The sequence below is a fragment of the Sphingomonas sp. QA11 genome, assembly GCF_028473665.1.
In the GTDB taxonomy this organism is placed as follows: domain Bacteria; phylum Pseudomonadota; class Alphaproteobacteria; order Sphingomonadales; family Sphingomonadaceae; genus Sphingomonas; species Sphingomonas phytovorans.
The window spans coordinates 4,617,575-4,634,064 of record NZ_CP098774.1 but is presented as its reverse complement, the minus strand read 5'-3'; the positions used below and the strand labels follow the sequence as shown (position 1 = coordinate 4,634,064).

At 65.0% G+C, this 16,490-nt stretch carries 22 protein-coding genes; 7 read left to right on the top strand and 15 right to left on the bottom strand.

What is annotated here, in order from left to right; translation table 11 throughout:
* The first annotated feature begins 72 nt into the window (after positions 1 to 72).
* Complete coding sequence (locus NDN01_RS21395) at positions 73 to 2,205, top strand: transglycosylase domain-containing protein (RefSeq protein WP_443025155.1); 2,133 nt, start codon at positions 73 to 75, stop codon at positions 2,203 to 2,205.
* Here the strand turns inward: NDN01_RS21395 and NDN01_RS21390 are convergent.
* The 3 genes from NDN01_RS21390 to NDN01_RS21380 are packed head-to-tail and all read right to left on the bottom strand — an operon-like array spanning position 2,181 to position 3,927.
* Positions 2,181 to 2,867, bottom strand: coding sequence for a M48 family metallopeptidase (locus NDN01_RS21390; protein ID WP_272623947.1), 687 nt, complete (start codon positions 2,865 to 2,867; stop codon positions 2,181 to 2,183). The two genes, NDN01_RS21395 and NDN01_RS21390, sit on opposite strands and share 25 nt — an antisense overlap.
* The gene (locus NDN01_RS21385; protein ID WP_272623946.1) at positions 2,864 to 3,298 is read right to left on the bottom strand and encodes a YcgN family cysteine cluster protein; all 435 of its coding nucleotides are present in this window, start codon (positions 3,296 to 3,298) and stop codon (positions 2,864 to 2,866) included. Before NDN01_RS21385 ends, NDN01_RS21390 begins: the two co-directional genes overlap by 4 nt.
* On the bottom strand, positions 3,295 to 3,927 hold the full coding sequence (locus tag NDN01_RS21380; RefSeq protein ID WP_443025154.1) for an SCO family protein: 633 nt from the start codon (positions 3,925 to 3,927) through the stop codon (positions 3,295 to 3,297). The genes NDN01_RS21385 and NDN01_RS21380 overlap by 4 nt, the downstream gene beginning before the upstream one ends.
* 85 nt (positions 3,928 to 4,012) lie before the next feature.
* On the opposite strand from NDN01_RS21380, the gene NDN01_RS21375 reads away from it, so the two are divergent.
* On the top strand, positions 4,013 to 4,621 hold the full coding sequence (locus tag NDN01_RS21375) for an ankyrin repeat domain-containing protein (protein WP_272623944.1): 609 nt from the start codon (positions 4,013 to 4,015) through the stop codon (positions 4,619 to 4,621).
* Here NDN01_RS21375 and NDN01_RS21370 read toward each other — a convergent pair.
* The 11 genes from NDN01_RS21370 to NDN01_RS21320 form a co-directional block, all read right to left on the bottom strand.
* Positions 4,613 to 5,107: an MmcB family DNA repair protein gene (locus NDN01_RS21370; protein ID WP_272623942.1), complete on the bottom strand. Its 495-nt coding sequence runs from the start codon at positions 5,105 to 5,107 to the stop codon at positions 4,613 to 4,615. The two genes, NDN01_RS21375 and NDN01_RS21370, sit on opposite strands and share 9 nt — an antisense overlap.
* Before the next feature lie 68 nt (positions 5,108 to 5,175).
* A complete protein-coding gene (locus tag NDN01_RS21365; protein WP_272623940.1) occupies positions 5,176 to 5,826 on the bottom strand; it encodes a cell wall hydrolase in 651 nt (216 codons plus the stop codon).
* A gap of 156 nt (positions 5,827 to 5,982) precedes the next feature.
* Positions 5,983 to 6,324, bottom strand: coding sequence for a DUF1491 family protein (locus NDN01_RS21360; RefSeq protein ID WP_272623938.1), 342 nt, complete (start codon positions 6,322 to 6,324; stop codon positions 5,983 to 5,985).
* A 10-nt stretch (positions 6,325 to 6,334) separates the two neighbouring features.
* Positions 6,335 to 6,805, bottom strand: coding sequence for a PaaI family thioesterase (locus tag NDN01_RS21355; protein WP_272623936.1), 471 nt, complete (start codon positions 6,803 to 6,805; stop codon positions 6,335 to 6,337).
* Positions 6,792 to 7,259, bottom strand: coding sequence for a PTS sugar transporter subunit IIA (locus NDN01_RS21350; protein ID WP_272623934.1), 468 nt, complete (start codon positions 7,257 to 7,259; stop codon positions 6,792 to 6,794). Before NDN01_RS21350 ends, NDN01_RS21355 begins: the two co-directional genes overlap by 14 nt.
* Positions 7,260 to 7,331: 72 nt before the next feature.
* Positions 7,332 to 7,919 carry a ribosome hibernation-promoting factor, HPF/YfiA family gene (gene hpf / locus NDN01_RS21345; RefSeq protein WP_272623932.1) on the bottom strand — a complete coding sequence of 196 codons (588 nt, stop codon included), beginning with the start codon at positions 7,917 to 7,919 and terminating at the stop codon, positions 7,332 to 7,334.
* 51 nt (positions 7,920 to 7,970) lie between these two features.
* Positions 7,971 to 8,663, bottom strand: a complete 693-nt coding sequence (dnaQ, locus tag NDN01_RS21340) for a DNA polymerase III subunit epsilon (RefSeq protein WP_272623930.1) — start codon at positions 8,661 to 8,663, stop codon at positions 7,971 to 7,973.
* A 17-nt stretch (positions 8,664 to 8,680) separates the two neighbouring features.
* Positions 8,681 to 9,265, bottom strand: a complete 585-nt coding sequence (gene coaE / locus NDN01_RS21335) for a dephospho-CoA kinase (protein ID WP_272623928.1) — start codon at positions 9,263 to 9,265, stop codon at positions 8,681 to 8,683.
* A gap of 7 nt (positions 9,266 to 9,272) precedes the next feature.
* Entirely contained in the window at positions 9,273 to 10,085 is an 813-nt protein-coding gene (locus NDN01_RS21330; RefSeq protein ID WP_272623924.1) for a shikimate dehydrogenase family protein, read from the bottom strand.
* Positions 10,082 to 10,678 carry a Maf family protein gene (locus tag NDN01_RS21325; protein WP_272623922.1) on the bottom strand — a complete coding sequence of 199 codons (597 nt, stop codon included), beginning with the start codon at positions 10,676 to 10,678 and terminating at the stop codon, positions 10,082 to 10,084. The genes NDN01_RS21330 and NDN01_RS21325 overlap by 4 nt, the downstream gene beginning before the upstream one ends.
* Positions 10,675 to 11,484 (bottom strand): pyruvate, water dikinase regulatory protein, encoded by an 810-nt coding sequence (locus tag NDN01_RS21320; protein ID WP_443025153.1) that lies wholly within the window; start codon positions 11,482 to 11,484, stop codon positions 10,675 to 10,677. Before NDN01_RS21320 ends, NDN01_RS21325 begins: the two co-directional genes overlap by 4 nt.
* Before the next feature lie 384 nt (positions 11,485 to 11,868).
* Here NDN01_RS21320 and hemE point away from each other — a divergent pair, with 384 nt between their 5' ends.
* The 5 genes from hemE to NDN01_RS21295 all read left to right on the top strand — a co-directional run bounded on the left by hemE (position 11,869) and on the right by NDN01_RS21295 (position 15,745).
* Positions 11,869 to 12,837 carry a uroporphyrinogen decarboxylase gene (gene hemE, locus NDN01_RS21315; RefSeq protein WP_443025152.1) on the top strand — a complete coding sequence of 323 codons (969 nt, stop codon included), beginning with the start codon at positions 11,869 to 11,871 and terminating at the stop codon, positions 12,835 to 12,837.
* Positions 12,834 to 13,286 (top strand): CopD family protein, encoded by a 453-nt coding sequence (locus tag NDN01_RS21310; protein ID WP_272623921.1) that lies wholly within the window; start codon positions 12,834 to 12,836, stop codon positions 13,284 to 13,286. Before hemE ends, NDN01_RS21310 begins: the two co-directional genes overlap by 4 nt.
* A gap of 152 nt (positions 13,287 to 13,438) precedes the next feature.
* On the top strand, positions 13,439 to 14,695 hold the full coding sequence (rho, locus tag NDN01_RS21305; protein ID WP_272623919.1) for a transcription termination factor Rho: 1,257 nt from the start codon (positions 13,439 to 13,441) through the stop codon (positions 14,693 to 14,695).
* Positions 14,696 to 14,810: 115 nt separating this feature from the next.
* On the top strand, positions 14,811 to 15,101 hold the full coding sequence (locus NDN01_RS21300) for an antibiotic biosynthesis monooxygenase family protein (protein ID WP_272623917.1): 291 nt from the start codon (positions 14,811 to 14,813) through the stop codon (positions 15,099 to 15,101).
* A complete protein-coding gene (locus NDN01_RS21295) occupies positions 15,098 to 15,745 on the top strand; it encodes a YjbE family putative metal transport protein (RefSeq protein ID WP_272623916.1) in 648 nt (215 codons plus the stop codon). The genes NDN01_RS21300 and NDN01_RS21295 overlap by 4 nt, the downstream gene beginning before the upstream one ends.
* Positions 15,746 to 15,753: 8 nt before the next feature.
* Here NDN01_RS21295 and NDN01_RS21290 read toward each other — a convergent pair whose 3' ends face one another.
* Positions 15,754 to 16,455: a dienelactone hydrolase family protein gene (locus NDN01_RS21290; protein WP_272623914.1), complete on the bottom strand. Its 702-nt coding sequence runs from the start codon at positions 16,453 to 16,455 to the stop codon at positions 15,754 to 15,756.
* Positions 16,456 to 16,490 lie beyond the last annotated feature (35 nt).

Genomic DNA, 16,490 nt, shown 5'->3' with positions numbered 1-16,490 from the left:
GCGTCTGCACCACATCTTCACGCGCAGGCCGCTTGTTTGCGTAACCAATAGAGCTTATCCCCACCCAGCCCCATGGCCCGCCGCTCCCCGACATCTTCGCCGCCGATCTGGCGCCGCCGGTTAACCCTGATGCTGCGCATCGCGGGCGTGCTTGCCGTGCTCGGCCTGATCGGGCTGGTCGTTGCTGTCTATGTCCAGCGCGCGCAACTGCCGAGCTTCGAGGAAATGAAATCCTCGCCCAACGGCCAGATGATCCGCGTGCATGCGGCTGACGGCACCGTCATCGTCTCGATGGGGCCAAGCTATGGCGAGTGGCTGTCCTATGACAAGATCCCGCCGGTCATGCGCGACGCCATGGTCGCGGTGGAGGACCGCCGCTTCCGCTCGCATATCGGCATCGATCCGATCGGGCTGTTGCGCTCGGCCAAGCTGGTCATTGTCAATCGTGGCAGTGGCAGGCGGATCCAGGGCGCCTCGACCATCACGCAGCAGGTCGCGCGGACGATCTTCCTGTCGAACAAATATGATGTCGGCCGCAAATCGCGCGAGGCGTTGCTGGCGCTCGCGATGGAGCGCAAGTTCACCAAGGACCAGATCCTCGAGCTCTACCTCAACAAGGTCTATTTCGGCGGCGGCGCGTACGGCATCGATGCGGCCGCCCGGAAATTTTTCGGACATGGCGCCGACAAGCTGACCCTGTCCGAGGCGGCGGTGATCGCCGGGCTGGTCAAGGCGCCGTCGCGCTATTCGCCGACCGCCGATGCCGAGGCCGCGGTGGGCCGCGCCGGGGTCGTGATCCAGCTGATGCAGGAAACGGGCAAGATCACGGCGGCCGAAGCAGCGACCGCCGATCCCAAGAGCGTGGCGCTTGCGCCCGAGCCCAAGCAGAACAGCGTCCGCTATTTCACCGACTGGGCACTGCCCCAGCTCGAATTGCTGATCGACGAGACAAGCCGCCCGCTCGAGGTATGGACGACCCTCGACCTCAACATGCAGCGCGACGCCGATGCAGCGATCCGGGCGAATGCGCCGAAGAACGCGCAGGGCGCGCTGGTCGCGATCGACCGCGACGGCGCGGTGCGCGCGATGGTCGGCGGCAAGGACTATGTCTCGTCGATCTACAACCGGGCGACCCAGGCGGTCCGCCAGCCCGGATCCGCGTTCAAGCTGTTCGTCTATCTCGCCGCGCTCGAGGCAGGGCACAAGCCCGAGGACACGCTGGTCGACGAGCCTGTCACGATCAACGGGTGGAGCCCGCGCAACAGTTCCGGCGCCAATCGCGGCGAGATGACCCTGCGCACCGCCTTCGCCTATTCAGTCAACACCATCGCGACCAAGCTCGGCCAGCAGGTCGGCTTCGCCACCGTGGCCGACATGGCGCGCCGCTTCGGCATCACCACCAAGATCGACACCCATCCGGCGATGGTGCTCGGCACTTCCGACGTGCGGCTGATCGACATGACCCGTGCCTTTGCCAGCGTCGCCAACAAGGGCGTCGCGGTGACGCCGTACGGAATCACCAAGGTCACCGCGAACGGCGAGACGATCTATGCCCAGCAGGTCGATCGCAGCCATGTGCTGGTCGCCCCCTATGTCGCGGCGCAGATGACCGATCTGCTCCAGACCGCGGTCAACACCGGCACCGGCAAGGCAGCGCAGATCGGCCGCCCGGTCGCCGGCAAGACGGGCACAACCAGCTCGAACAAGGACGGCTGGTTCCTCGGTTTCTCGAGCGGGCTGACCACCGGCGTGTGGATGGGCCGCGACGATGCCCAGACCGTGCCCGGCCTGCAGGGCGGCACCGCGCCGGCACGCGCCTTTGCCGCCTTCATGAAACCCGCCGTCGCCAATCGTCCAGTCGAGCAGTTCGAGACTCAGGTAACCTTGCCCGAATGGCAGCTCGAACCCGACCAGGAATCCTATTTCGGCGAGCCCGACAACGGCATGTTCGTCGACGAGAACGGCAACCCGGTCCCCCAGGGCACGACGGCACCGTCAGACGCCGGGCAGCCCCAGGTCGACGCCGACGGCAATCCAGTGCCACAAGCCGCGCGGCCCGAACGGCTCGACCAGGACTGGATGGATCAGGTGCTGGGCCGCACGCCGCCGCCCGGCCGGCAAGCGCCGCCGCGCGAGCGGGCGCCGGCCGCGCCGCCGCCGGACCGGCCAGCCGAACGCTCTCAGGATTCGCGACCGACCCAGTGAAGCGCCGCGCCATTGGCGCGAAGCCAGGCCCGCGATCGCGCCGGATCGCTTTCGTCGAGCCGTTCGACCAGTGCGTGGAAATCCGGGCCGTGATTCATATGGACCCGGTGCGCCACCTCATGCGCGACGGTCGCCCGCCGCACGAAATCCGGCGCGAGGATCAGCCGCCAGCTGTAGCGGATCGCCCCGCTCGACGCGCAGCTTCCCCAGCGCCCGCGCGGATCGCCGATCGCGACCCTGGTCACGCCGACCCCGGCACGCGCGGCAAATTCAGCGGTCTCAGCGCTCAGGACACGCAGCGCCTCGCGCTTCAGCCAGGATTCGATCCGCCGCGACAGTCCATCGCGGGGACCGCCGCAATGTAGAACGTCGCCTTCACGGACGATCCGTCGCGTCGAACCCTCGCGCCAATCGATCGTCAGCAGCGCGTCGCCGAACGGCACCGTCCCGCCCGGCACCAGTGGTCGAGGGCGCGGCAGCCGGGCACGCTGCGCCTCGATCCATGCCTGCTGCCCCTCGGCCCAGAGCAGGGCGGGTTTGACCGGCGCGCGTAGCGGCAGGGTAAGCCTGACCCGCCCGCTCGCCGGATCGACCGACAGCTTGGCCCGGCGGGCACGGGCATTGCGGACGACCTCGACCGGCGCCTGACCGGACCCGGTCACAGCCGGCGATCGACCAGATGATATTCGAGGTCGCCGGCATCATCCTCGGAAATGGTCCAGCCGCGCACCGATTCACCCGCACGGTGGACGGCATCGCGATCCCCGCAGACCAGATAATGCCAGCGCGGGAGTGGTTCTTCAGCAGCGCGCAGCCGATAGGCGCAGGTCGAGGGAAGCCAATCGATTTCCCGCACATTGTCGCGGCTCAGACGAACGCATTCGCTGACATAGGCGTGGCGGTGGCGATAATCCGAACATTGCGCCGTCTTGCGATCGAGCAGGCGGCACGAGACGTTGGTCGCCATCAGCTCGCCGGTGTCTTCATCCTCGAGCTTGTGGACGCAGCATTTGCCGCAGCCGTCGCACAAGGCCTCCCACTGGCCGCGGTCAAGCGCATCGATCGGGGTCGTTTCCCAGAAACGGTCGCTCATTTCACCCAGCGTTTGATCTCGGTCGCGATTGCCTCGGGCGATTGGTCCTGCGGCAGCAGCGCGATCGGCTTGTCCTGCGGGTCCATCAGATAGGCGACCCGGCTGTGATCCACCATATAGCCGCCGCCGGGCGTCACTTCGCCCTTCCTGTAATAGACCGCATATTCCTTCGCCACGGCATCGATCGCAGCGGCACTGCCGGTCAGGCCGACCATCCGCGGATGAAAATTGGCGACGAAGCTCTTGAGCACGGCGGGCGTGTCCCGCGCCGGATCGACCGAGATGAAGATCGGCACGATCCTGGCCCCGATCGCCGGGTCGCTCGTCTCGACCGCGCGCAACCCGGCACCGATATTCCGCGCGTCGACCGGGCAGACGTCGGGGCAGAAGGTATAGCCAAAATAGACGATGCGATATTTGCCGGTGAAATCGCGATTGGTGACCTGCCTGCCGTCCTGGTTGGTCAGCACGAACGGACCCCCGATCCGCGCGCCTTCAAGCGGTGGCCGGGCAGGGGCGGCCGGGCCGGAGCAGGCGGCGGGAAGGGCTGCCACCAGCAGGGCGGCAAGGGCTCGACGGATGAGAAGGGCGGGCGCGCGGGCTATCTCGTTCATGGCGCGACCAGCCATGATCTGTTAAGGGACTTGGCGCAAGGTCGAGCCGAAGCCATCTTCGGAAACCACGTCCTCGGAAGCACAAGGGCCTGTCCACCAGATGATCGCACGTACATTCGGCATCGCGCTCACCGCCGCGTTGCTCGGCGCAACCGCTATTCCCGTCCAGGCACAGAACCAGTCGGAAGGGTATAAATTCCTCCAGGCGGTGAAGGACGCCAAGGGCTCCGACGTCGAGAAGATGTTGCGGGTGCCGGGCACGACGGTGCTCAACACGCGCGAATATGCGACCGGCGAGGGCGCGCTGCACATCGTCGTCAAGCGGGGCGACGGCACCTATCTGCGCTATCTGCTGGCCCAGGGCGCCGATCCGAATATCAAGGACGACAAGGGCAACACGCCGCTGCTGGTCGCGGCCGGGCTCGGCCAGATCGACCTGATGCAGGTGCTGATCGAAAAGAATGCGAATGTGAACCTGGCCAATTCAAGCGGGGAGACGCCGCTGATCCGCGCTGTCCAGCGTCGCGACCTGGGCATGGCCCGTACCTTGCTGGCCGCTGGCGGCGATCCCGACCAGGCCGATGTCATCGCCGGAAAATCGGCGCGCGATTATGCGGTGGAAGACGCCCGGTCGACCGCCATGGCCAAGCTGATGGCGGAAACCCCGAAAAAGGCGCGCCGCGCCATTTCCGGGCCAACCTTAAGATAGAATGCCGGCCTCCGGGTCGATCAACCCGATCATTCTCCGCCCGGCCCGCCGCGCAAAAGCGAGCGTGTTGCGTTTGCGCGTGGCGCTGGACAGCGGATCGGTATGCGCCTCGCGCACGATCGCCGCGTCATAGCGGTCGGCCACGATCACCCCGGTTCGCGCTGGCAGGAACGCTTGGCCATCAAGCGGCGACGCATCGAACCCGGCCGGGATCGCCCAGTAGAAGCGGTCGCAGGAGCGGAGATAGTCAGTCCATTTCGCGTCGCCGAGCAGATCGGCCCGCGACACCTTGATCTCGACGATGATGATGTTGCCGCGTGAATCGAGCGCCATCAAATCGGCGCGGCGCCCGTCGTCGAGCGGCACCTCGGCCATCGCGACCAGATCGTGGCGGAGCAGCATGCGCACCGTGCCCCGCGCCACATCCGCCGCGCACAGCGGCGATCCGGGGGCATCGACACACGAATCGGGAGGATGCTGCAGCATCCTCCCGATCTAGAACATTTAGCGAACGCTGGTCAAATCAGCGGACGATGAAAACCCGTCCCGTCGCCTCAGCGATAGAATACATGGTTTCCAATCGCGGCGACCTTGATCATCCGCCAGCCCGGCGAAACCCGGCGGGCGTGGAAGTACATCGCGTCCGGCGCCGGGCTGTCCCAGGCATCGGCCATCGCGACACGGGCGACGGCCACGGCAGTGCGATAGGCCGCGTTGTTGGCGATGACCGGCACACGGCCGGCGCGAACGAACGAGAACTGGCCCGGCTGAGTCACCACCGAGCAGATGGATTTCGGGAAGCGACCGGACTTGGTGCGATTGATGATCACCTCGCCGACGGCGAGCTGGCCCGACAGGGGCTCACCCTTCGCCTCGAAATAGATCGCGCCCGCCATGCAGGTGAGGTCGCTATCGAGTGAATTGGTGTCCTGCGCGGCGACTGCCTCGGCGAGGCTGTCATAGTCATCGTCCGCCTGGGCGGAGGAAATATCGGTATCGGCCTTCGCCACGGCGTTGGCAGCTTCCGCGGGCGCCTGCGTTGCGGCGGCCTCAGGCGTTGGGCTGGAAACGGGAACCGGAAGGGCGGTCGGGAGTTTAAGAGACTTGTCGAGATCGAAAGCGAAGCCAGGGGTGCTGGCGCCGATCAGGCTCGTGATGGTCAGAGAGATCGCCGCGATGGCTGCGGCGCGAGTGAAAAACGTCATTAAGACTTCAAAATATGCGGTTGGCGTGCGGACCTGATCGTATCGAAACAACGATCAGCCGGACTTCCCCCCGACTGCGTAACCTAGCCGGATCGCACCCGGCACGGCACAACGCGCGTGACTGTGCGGAGGCTTTCGTTGTGCAGCGCAGCCAAGTCAACCTGCCACTATCGTTTCTGCGGCGAATCGTTCCGCCGACGCGATATCCAGCTCGATAACCCATAAATCGGGATCGCGGCTGCGCCTGCGCCGCCAATATTCGGTAATTTCAATAGCATTTGCAATATCTTGCGGGCCAACGCGGACAAGCTGGACAGTTCCCCCGGGTCCGATTCCGCGTTCGTAGATGCCTGAATTGACTCCCTTTTCCAGCGCGACGACCAATATCGCCCCGGCCTGGGCATCGCCCCGCGCGAGCACCATGCCAATCCCGCCGGCGTCGTTCACCCGCCTGAGCAGGGCGCCGACCAGCAGCCCGCTCGGCAACCGTTCGCTCACCGGCCCATGCTCAGGGTGCCACCCGATATCCGGGCAGGCCGGCCAGCGCGATGCGGCTGCGCATGAAGGTGCCGGTGCCGCGCGCGGCTTCCTCTCCCTCGCTGTCGATCAGCCTGGCCTCCGCAACGAAGACGCGACGCTGGCCGCTCACCCAGCGCCCCTCCGCCACGACGGGACCTGCCTTGAGCGGCTTGGTGAACAGCAGGTTGAACGCAGTGGTCAGCAGGAAACGATCAGTGACCAGGCTGTTCGCGGCGTAGAAGGCGGCATCGTCGAGCATCTTGAAATAGCTCGTGCCGTGCGCCGCGCCGCCAGCATGAAAATAGCGCTCATCAATCATGAAATGGATTCGCGCGACCCCAGCCGTTGGGATCTCAAGCGTTGACTCGAACAGCCGGTTGATCGGCGCCGCGGCATAGAGCGATTCAAGCGCCCGGAAATGGGCCTGCTCGCCCTGCGCCGGGCGATCAGGCAGCGTCACGGGCCTCGTCGGCGGTCAGCAGCGCATACATCGCGTCGCGCGACCCGGCACCACGCAGCTTGTCGACGAATCCCCGTTCGCGCAGGCGGCGCGACACCTTCGCCAGCGCTTTCAGATGCAGCGCGCCGGCATCGACAGGCGACAGCAGCATGAACACGATATCGACCGGGAGATCGTCGACCGCCTGGAAATCGATCGGCTGCGCCAGGCGCGCGAACACGCCAACGACATGACCAAGGCCCGGAATCCGCGCATGCGGCGTCGCGACACCGCTGCCGAAACCGGTCGAGCCCAGCTTCTCGCGTTTGGCCAGGCCCTCGGCGACGGCCACGGAGTCGATTCCGTATGCCGTCGCCGCAGCCGCCCCGAGTTGCTGGAACAAGGCTTTCTTGTTGGCTGCCGCGAGCCGTTCGAGAACGGTCTCGGGCAGCAGCAGGTCACTCAGATCGGTCATCGTCATCCTTGGGCCACGCCAACCCCGGCGCGCGCCCATAGCGCCGTTTGGCGGCGCGCGATAGCATATCGATCAGGCTGCGCGGTGCGGCTCGACCCAGCCGATCGTCCCGTCACCGCGGCGATAGACCATGTTATAGGCGCCGGATCCAGCGTTGCGGAACAGCAGGGCAGTCGTGTTGCGCAGGTCGAGCATCATCACCGCATCTGAGACGGTCGCGTCAGGCACGTCCACCCTCGTCTCGGCCACGATCAGCGGAAAATCCTCCGCCACCTCGTCATCGCTCTCGCGGAAGACGGTATAGCCCGCATTATCGACCCCATCGGCACCATTGACGACGACGGCATTGGCCTGGCCCGAATTGCGGTTCTTCAGGCGGCTCATGTAGCGGCGCAGCTGCTTTTCGATCTTGTCGGCCACGCCATCGAACGCGCCATGCGCGTCAGTGCCGTCATTGCTGCCCTTGAGCACCAGGCCCTGCATCACATGCGCGACGATATCGCAGGTGAAGCCATTGTCATGCGGCCCCTTGCCGAAGGTGACCTGCGCCGAGATGGCGCGCGAGAAATATTTCGCGGCGATACCCTGGAGCCGAGTCTCGACATGGCTTTTCAGTGCGTCGCCGGTGGCGACCTGATGGCCCGAAATCCGGATGTCCATGAGCATTCTCCTATGATGGACCAGCCAACTTGGCCCGGCCCGGTACCTGCGTCAACCGGACGCCTCGACCCCCCAAAGCGGATTCTTGATCTTCTCCATAAACGCGGCATGGCGTGCGAGTTCCTCGGCGCTTGCCTCGAAGAGCCGGGCCGGCCGCACGACCGCCGGCGCCGCAGCCGGCGCGAAGCTGGCCTGCACCTCGACCGTCTCGGTGACCAGGGTCAGCCCGATCTGGCGCCCGCCGGTCAGCTCGACATAGACCTGAGACAGAAGCTGCGCGTCGAGCAACGCCCCGTGCACGACGCGGTGGCTGCGATCGATGCCATAGCGGGAGCATAAAGCGTCGAGACTGTGCTTGGCACCCGGATGGCGCGTGCGCGCGAGCACGATCGTGTCGACCATCCTGTCGAGATGAATCGGCTTGCGCCCGCAGCGGACGAGTTCCCCATTGAGGAAGCCGAAGTCGAAGCTGGCATTGTGCGCGACGAGTGGGCTGTCGCCGAGGAATTCGAGCAGATCGTCCACACCATGCGCGAACAACGGCTTGTCCGACAGGAAGGCGTCGCTCAGCCCATGCACCCGCTGGGCCTCAGCGGGCATTGTCCGCTCCGGATGGAAATAGGCATGGAAGGTGCGCCCGGTCTCGACCCGGTTGACCACCTCGACACAGCCGATCTCCACCATCCGGTCGCCGTCGGCGAAACTGAAGCCGGTAGTCTCGGTGTCGAAAACGATCTCACGCATTACATATGTTATCGGTATTACGAGCCCCTGAGGCAAGAGACCAATGTCCCGACGGCAGCACGCGTTTCCTCGATGCTGCCCCCGGTCGGGATCACGAAATCGGCCCGGGCACGCTTCTCCGCATCGGGCATCTGGCGAGCGAGGATGGCGTCAAACCGCGCTTCGGTCATGCCCGGCCGCGCCAGCACGCGAACACGCTGGACCTCGGCCGGCGCCGAGACGACGACGACCTTGTCGACCCGTGTTTCGCCGCCCGTCTCGAACAGCAGGGGCACGTCGAACACGACCAGCGGCGCGTCTGCGTGCGCGGCGATAAAGGCGGCTCGTTCCTCGCCCACCGCCGGATGGACCAAAGCTTCGAGCCGCTTCAGCGCGCGGGGATCCGTAAGCACCGCCTCGCCCAGCAACGTCCGGTCGACTCCTTTCGGCCCGGTGGTATCGGGGAACATCGCCTCGATCGCGGCGACCAGCCGCCCGCCTTCCCCCTGCAGCCGGTGGACCGCCGCATCCGAATCGAACACCGGCACGCCCAGCTCCTCGAACATCGCCGCGACGGTCGACTTGCCCATGCCGATCGAGCCGGTGAGACCCAGGGTCAGCACGGCGCCATCATGACGTCAGCAGCTCCCGAAGCTCCTCGTCGCGGTCGCGCGGCGGCTCCGCACCGAACAGCAATTCGAAAGCGAGGGCTCCCTGGCCGATCAGCATGTCGAGACCGTCGACCGTATCGAGCTCGCGGGCGCGCGCCGCCTTCAACAGGCTCGTTTCGAGCGGCGCATAGACGATCTCATAGACCACTGCATCCTCAGGCAACGGCGACAGGTCGAGCTCGAGCGCGGGCTGACCGGTCATGCCGAGCGAGCTTGTGTTGACCAGCAACGCCGCGGGCGGCAGCGGCGCGCTCAGCGGGAGCGCCTTGCCCTTCAGCCCGAAGGCGGAGAGCAACGCGGCAGCCTTCAAGACATTGCGATTGAGGATCGTCACCTCGCCGACACCGATCCGCGACAGCGCGAACAGGATCGCGCGCGCCGCACCGCCCGCTCCGACAACCGCCACTGGCGCGCCGGCCAGCGGCAGATCGGCGATCGGCGCGTAGAAACCGCCCGCATCGGTATTGGTGCCGATCAGCACGCCGTCCTCGGCACGCATCGCCAGGTTGATCGCACCGATCGTCGCGCGCACCCCGCCACGATCCTCGACAAGGTCGAGGGCGGCTTCCTTGTGCGGCAGGGTGATGTTGCACCCACGCCAGGCGGGATCGGCGCGCCGTTCCTCGAAATAGGCGACCAGCCCGTCCGGCGTCACATGATGCGCGCGATAATCAGCGTCGAGGCCCAGCGCATCGATCCAGAAGCGGTGGATCAGCGGCGATTTGCTGTGGCTGATCGGATCGCCGATCACCTCGGCATAAGCAGTCGTCATGACGTCAAAACTCCCCGGACCCGCAGATAATCGAGCACCGGCAGAAGCGGCAGGCCAAGCACGGTGAACTGGCTCCCCTCGATCCGACTGAACAGTTGCGCGCCCGGCCCCTCGATCCGGTAACAGCCGACACAACCGGAAATCTCGGGCCATTCGGCATCGAGATAGCTCTCGATGAACGTGTCGGAGAGTGTGCGGACATGCATCTTCGCCCGGTCGACCACCCGCCAGACCGGACGACCGTCGACCGCCATCACCGCGGCACTGATCAGTTCATGCCGCTTGCCTGACAAACGGCGAAGATGCTCCGCCGCCTGTTCACGATCGACCGGCTTGTCGAGCATCGATCCATCCTCAAGCGCGACGATGGAATCGCTGCCCAGCACCAGCGCCTCGGGGTCGCGATGCGACACGCGCAGCGCTTTCAGCTCAGCCAGCGCATCGGCCAAGTCGCGCGGCGCAACTCCGTCGGCCCGCAGCCCGGCCTTGGCCGCATCCTCGTCGACACTGGCCGAGACCGCCTCGAACGGCACGCCGGCAGCCGCCAGCATCACCCGGCGCGACGCGCTTTTCGATGCGAGCACGAACCTCATGCCGAATCCCGTTCATTGACCAGTTGAACGATCGCCGCCGCTGTCTCCTCGATCGAGCGGCGGGTGACGTCGATCACCGGCCAGCCATTGTCGGCGAACATCCGCCGGGCATAGGCGACCTCGCGCGTCACCGCCTCCTGGTCGACATAGGCCGTCTCGGGCGCCTGGTTCAGCGAGAGGAGCCGGTTGCGCCGCACCTGGATCAGCCGGTCGGCACTGGTGGTCAGCCCGACGACGAGCGGATGCCTGAGCGAATAGAGGCTCGATGGCGGAGGGCTTTCCACCACGATCGGGATATTGGCTGTCTTGAAACCGCGATTGGCGAGATAGATCGACGTCGGCGTCTTGGACGAGCGCGACACGCCCGCGAGGACGATATCCGCCTCTTCCCAGTCCTCCCAGTTGATCCCGTCATCATGCGCCATGGTGAACTGGATCGCATCGACCCGCGCGAAATAGGCCGCGTCGAGCACATGCTGCCGCCCCGGCCGGGCCTTGGCCTGCTGCCCGAGCAGGCTGGACAGCGCATCTGTCACCGGATCGAGCGGGGCGACCGCCGGCAGGCCAAGCGCGCGGCACCGTGTCTCCAGGGTCCGTCGCGTCGCGCTGTTGACCAGGGTGAACAGCACCAGCCCGGGATTCTGCGCGATCTCCTGCAGGATGCGTTCGAGATGAGTCTCGGTGCGGACCATCGGCCAGAAATGACGGATCGTCTCCACATCGTCATATTGGGCGAGCGCCGCCTTGGCGATATTCTCGAGCGTCTCGCCGGTCGAATCCGACAGGAGGTGGAGATGCAGCCGCATCAGGCGGCTTTGCCGCACGGGGATGAAATTGTGGAGAACATCGGGAAAATCGCTAGCGCAACTTCGCCCGGACGCAAAGCGATCGGCGATCGTGGAAAAGTCGGGAGTTTCCCACAATCCCGTTCACAACCCCATGATTCAACGCACAGGCTGTGGATAATGGGGATCGCCGCAACGACTCAGCGGAGTCAGGCGCTCCCCGCCCGTCAAGCTGTTGGCATTTTCGGGACGAACGCATAAGCCCCGGCATCCACGCGCCAACGACTGCTACATCCTTTCTAGATTCTCTTCTTATTAGATAGAAGGACTCTCGCGATCCCGACTCCGACGCCCGAAAAACGGCTGCTCTCGACCCTGAGGGGCAAGCGGCACGACGTCCCTCCCATGTGGCTGATGCGCCAGGCCGGACGTTATCTTCCCGAATATCGCGCGCTCCGGGCGGAAAAGGGGGGATTCCTCGCGCTAGCGACCGATCCGGACGCTGCTGCGGAGGTGACGATTCAACCCATCCGCCGCTTCGGCTTCGATGGTGCGATCCTCTTCTCCGACATCCTCATGATCCCCTGGGCGCTGGGACAGACGCTCAGCTTCGGCGCGGGCGAGGGACCAGCACTGGCCCCACCCTTGGTGGATCACGCGCTGGCGGGGCTCCAGGCCGCTCCTGAGCGGCTCGATCCGGTCTATGCGACTGTCGCGACCGTGGCTGCGATGCTGCCGGAGGAAACCACCTTTCTCGGCTTTGCGGGAAGCCCCTGGACGGTCGCCACCTATATGGTCGCCGGCCATGGTAGCCGCGACCAGGGCGAGACGCGCCGTTTCGCCTATGCCGATCCGCAGGCCTTTGTCGAAATCATCGATGCGATCGCTGACAGCACGATCGCCTATCTGTCCCGCCAGATCGAAGCGGGCGTCGAAGCTGTGCAGCTGTTCGACAGCTGGTCGGGCAGCCTTTCTCCTGCTCAGTTCGAGCGCTGGGTGATCGCGCCGACCGCGAAGATTGTCGCTGCTCTCCATCAACTGTACCCGGACACACCGGTGATCGGCTTTCCGAAGGGCGCTGGCGGCAAGTTGCCGGCCTATGCGCGGGAAACCGGTGCCGACGCGATCGGTCTGGATGAGACCGTCGATCCTGTATGGGCGCATGCCAGCCTTCCGGAAGGGCTGCCCGTCCAGGGTAATCTGGACCCGCTCGCCCTGATCGCCGGTGGCGAACAGCTCGATGCCGCGGCGACGCGAATCCTTGAGGCGCTCGCTGATCGGCCGCATATCTTCAACCTTGGCCATGGCATCCTGCAGGACACGCCGATCAGCCATGTCGAGCGCCTGCTGGCGCATGTGCGGAGAGCGCGATGAACTTTCTTGGGGACGCCTATCTGTGGGTGAAGGCGGGACACGTCATCTTCGTCATCTTCTGGATGGCGGGCATGTTCATGTTGCCACGCTATCTGGTCTATCATCAGGAAGCGGAACCGGGATCGGCCGAGGCGCAGGCATGGGTCGAGCGCGAGACCAAGCTGCGTGCCATCATCCTGACGCCGTCGATGATCCTGGTGTGGGTGCTCGGGCTGATGCTCGCGGTCAATGCCGGGCTGTTCGCCGGGGTGGGGGGGCTTGGCTGGCTTCATGCCAAGCTGCTGCTGGTCGTGATCCTCAGCGGCTATCATGGCTGGGCGGTCGGCTATGCGAAGAAGCTGGCGAGAGGCACGCCTACCCTGACCGGCAGGCAGCTCAGGCTGATCAACGAGCTTCCCGCCATCATCGCGGTGCTGATCGTGATTCTGGTGATCGTCCGCCCCTTCTGAGGCTTGACTTGACGGGGGGCGAGACCTAGGTCCCATGGCGTCGAAGCGCGCGGGGTCCTGAGCTCCGTGCCGCGGCACCTTCCTCCAGCATCGTCGCGTGTCCTTCGCCGACCGACGCTCTCCCCCGACCATCATACGTCCGGACGCCATCCATGCATCTCAAAGACCTCAAGAAGAAAAGCCCGGCCGAACTGGTCGCGATGGCCGAAGAACTCGGCGTCGAGGGCGCGTCCACCCTGCGCAAGCAGGACCTGATGTTCGCCATCCTCAAGATCCAGGCCGAAAATGGCGAGCAGATCATGGGGCTTGGCACGATCGAGGTGCTGCCCGACGGCTTCGGCTTCCTGCGCAGCCCGGAGGCGAACTATCTCGCCGGCCCTGACGATATCTACATGTCGCCGAACCAGGTGCGCAAGTTCGGCCTGCGCACCGGTGACACGGTCGAGGGCGAGATCCGCGGGCCGAAGGACGGCGAGCGCTATTTCGCGCTGACCCGCCTGACCAGCGTCAACTTCGACGATCCCGACGCGGTCCGCCACCGGGTCAATTTCGATAACCTCACCCCGCTCTATCCCGAAGAGAAGCTGACGCTCGATCCGCAGGATCCGACGATCAAGGACAAATCGGCGCGGGTGATCGACATCATCAGCCCGCAGGGCAAGGGCCAGCGCGCCCTGATCGTCGCCCCGCCGCGCGTCGGCAAGACGGTGCTGTTGCAGAACATCGCGCGCGCCATCACCGACAACCACCCCGAAGTGTTCCTGATCGTTCTGCTGATCGACGAGCGGCCCGAGGAAGTCACCGACATGCAGCGTTCGGTGAAGGGCGAGGTCGTCTCCTCGACTTTCGACGAACCGGCGACACGCCACGTCCAGGTCGCCGAAATGGTCATCGAAAAGGCCAAGCGCCTGGTCGAGCACAAGAAGGATGTCGTGATCCTGCTCGATTCGATCACCCGTCTCGGCCGCGCCTACAACACTGTCGTCCCGAGCTCGGGCAAGGTGCTGACCGGTGGTGTCGACGCGAATGCGCTCCAGCGCCCGAAGCGCTTCTTCGGTGCCGCGCGCAACATCGAGGAAGGCGGCTCCCTCTCGATCATCGCCACCGCGCTGATCGATACCGGCAGCCGCATGGACGAAGTGATCTTCGAAGAGTTCAAGGGCACCGGCAACTCGGAAATCGTCCTCGATCGCAAGGTCGCCGACAAGCGCATTTTCCCGGCGCTCGACGTCGGCAAGTCCGGCACCCGCAAGGAAGAGCTGCTGGTCGACAAGAGCAAGCTCTCCAAGATGTGGGTGCTGCGCCGGATCCTCATGCAGATGGGCACCATCGACGCGATGGAATTCCTGCTCGACAAGATGAAGGATTCGAAGACCAACGAGGATTTCTTCGATTCGATGAATCAGTGAGCAGTGTGGCCTGCAGCATGCTGCTGCAGGACTCGCGCAAGCATGGCCGACGGGGGTTCGTCCCGGTCGACGGCGCGGGCCTTGCCCGCGCCGCTTGTGTATGTGGAGCAGTCGCTTGATCCTCGAACACGCCCTCCTTGCCATAAAACCCGGCCAGTCAGCTGCCTTCGAGGCAGCGATGGCCAAGGCCCGCCCGTTGATCGCCGCCTTACCGGGCTTCCGCTCGATCGCCGTTCGAAAAGCCTGTGAAAGCCCAGACCTGTATCTGCTGATCGTGGAGTGGGAGGATATCGCCAGCCATCGGGACGGTTTTCGCCTGTCCGAGCGTTATGGCGAATGGCGCACCCTGCTTCATCCTTTCTATGAGCCGATGCCCGTCGTCAGCTATTTCGGAGAGCCGTTGTGATCAATTTCGCCGATGTGTTCACCGCAGCCGGGCTCGCCACGCTCGGCCAGGTGATCATGATCGACCTGATGCTGGCGGGCGACAACGTCATGGTCCTCGGCACGCTGGCGGCGGGCCTGCCGGCGAAGCAGCGCAAGCAGGTGCTCGGCTTCGGCGTCGTCATCGCGATGGTCTGCCTGATCGGCTTTGCGCTGATCGCGACTCAGTTGTTGCACGTTGTCGGCCTGTTGTTCGGCGGCGGGCTGTTGTTGTTGTGGGTTGCCTGGAAGCTGTTCCGGGAGCTTCATCCCGCGCCGGCGGCAGCTCGGGTCGATGATTCCGAAACCTCGGACGTCGAGGGGGGGAAGCCGAGCAAGAGCTTCCTCAAGGCAGCGATCCAGGTCGCCATCGCCGATCTGTCGATGAGCCTGGACAATGTCCTCGCCGTGGCCGGCGCCGCGCGCGAGCACCCTACCGTGTTGTTGTTCGGCCTGATCCTATCGGTGACCCTGATGGCGGTCGCCGCGAACTTCATCGCGCGGCTGATCGAGCGCTATCACTGGATTGCCTATATCGGTCTGGCGGTGATCCTTTATGTATCAGGATCAATGATTTATCACGGCATCGTGGATAACGACGTCGGAATCCTGCATTTGCTGATTTGATCCAGGCCTTAACCCAGGTTTTCCGCGAAGAACGCTGCAGTCCGCTCATCAGCCAGCCTGGCAGATTCGTCCGATCGCCGAAGCCCGAACTCGGTTGCGAAACCATGGTCCTCGCCGGGGTAGTCGAAGATCGTCACCTTTGAGTGATCGTCCAGCCCGGCATGCATGCGCTGTTGCGCTGCCTTGTCGACGAAATGATCTTCCTCCGGCACGTGTAGCAGCACGGGATGCGCGATCGCATGTTTCTCGCCGAGCAGGCCGTCAATGCCGACACCGTAATAGCAGACGCTAGCATTCACATCGGTGCGGGCAGCGGTCATGAAGGCGAGGCGCCCACCCAGGCAATAACCGACCGCGCCGACCTTGCCTTCGGCACCCAGCGTCGCGCGGGCGGTTCGGATCGTTGCCTCGATATCGCGGATGCCCGCATCCTGGTTGAACTTGCCCATCATCGCGAGCGCTTGCTGAAACTCCTCCGGAATGTCGGGATCGAGCTGGACGCCGGGTTCAAGTCGCCAGAACAGGTCGGGGGCAATGGCAAGATAGCCGTCTTCGGCCAGGCGATCGCATTTGCGACGGATACCGGCATTCACGCCGAAGATTTCCTGAATCACCACGATGGCCGCGCGAGGGATACCGCCGGGCCGCGCGCAATAGGCGGTGAAATCGCCGGTGCCGTCGAGCGTGTCGATGGTGATCGTTGCGGTCATGGCTGTCCTCGGCTGTGCTGGCTGATGGCCTGAAA

Excerpts from the sequence above, each read along its gene's own strand:
- rho (WP_272623919.1), top strand. The coding sequence starts at position 13,439 with ATGCATCTCAAAGACCTCAAGAAGAAAAGCCCGGCCGAACTGGTCGCG.
- NDN01_RS21310 (WP_272623921.1), top strand. The coding sequence starts at position 12,834 with ATGAACTTTCTTGGGGACGCCTATCTGTGGGTGAAGGCGGGACACGTC.
- NDN01_RS21290 (WP_272623914.1), bottom strand. The coding sequence starts at position 16,455 with ATGACCGCAACGATCACCATCGACACGCTCGACGGCACCGGCGATTTC.
- NDN01_RS21380 (WP_443025154.1), bottom strand. The coding sequence starts at position 3,927 with ATGGCTGGTCGCGCCATGAACGAGATAGCCCGCGCGCCCGCCCTTCTC.
- dnaQ (WP_272623930.1), bottom strand. The coding sequence starts at position 8,663 with ATGCGTGAGATCGTTTTCGACACCGAGACTACCGGCTTCAGTTTCGCC.
- hpf (WP_272623932.1), bottom strand. The coding sequence starts at position 7,919 with ATGGACATCCGGATTTCGGGCCATCAGGTCGCCACCGGCGACGCACTG.
- hemE (WP_443025152.1), top strand. The coding sequence starts at position 11,869 with ATGTGGCTGATGCGCCAGGCCGGACGTTATCTTCCCGAATATCGCGCG.
- NDN01_RS21330 (WP_272623924.1), bottom strand. The coding sequence starts at position 10,085 with ATGACGACTGCTTATGCCGAGGTGATCGGCGATCCGATCAGCCACAGC.
- NDN01_RS21370 (WP_272623942.1), bottom strand. The coding sequence starts at position 5,107 with ATGCTGCAGCATCCTCCCGATTCGTGTGTCGATGCCCCCGGATCGCCG.
- NDN01_RS21350 (WP_272623934.1), bottom strand. The coding sequence starts at position 7,259 with ATGACCGATCTGAGTGACCTGCTGCTGCCCGAGACCGTTCTCGAACGG.
- NDN01_RS21325 (WP_272623922.1), bottom strand. The coding sequence starts at position 10,678 with ATGAGGTTCGTGCTCGCATCGAAAAGCGCGTCGCGCCGGGTGATGCTG.
- NDN01_RS21385 (WP_272623946.1), bottom strand. The coding sequence starts at position 3,298 with ATGAGCGACCGTTTCTGGGAAACGACCCCGATCGATGCGCTTGACCGC.
- NDN01_RS21395 (WP_443025155.1), top strand. The coding sequence starts at position 73 with ATGGCCCGCCGCTCCCCGACATCTTCGCCGCCGATCTGGCGCCGCCGG.
- NDN01_RS21320 (WP_443025153.1), bottom strand. The coding sequence starts at position 11,484 with ATGCGGCTGCATCTCCACCTCCTGTCGGATTCGACCGGCGAGACGCTC.
- NDN01_RS21365 (WP_272623940.1), bottom strand. The coding sequence starts at position 5,826 with ATGACGTTTTTCACTCGCGCCGCAGCCATCGCGGCGATCTCTCTGACC.
- NDN01_RS21375 (WP_272623944.1), top strand. The coding sequence starts at position 4,013 with ATGATCGCACGTACATTCGGCATCGCGCTCACCGCCGCGTTGCTCGGC.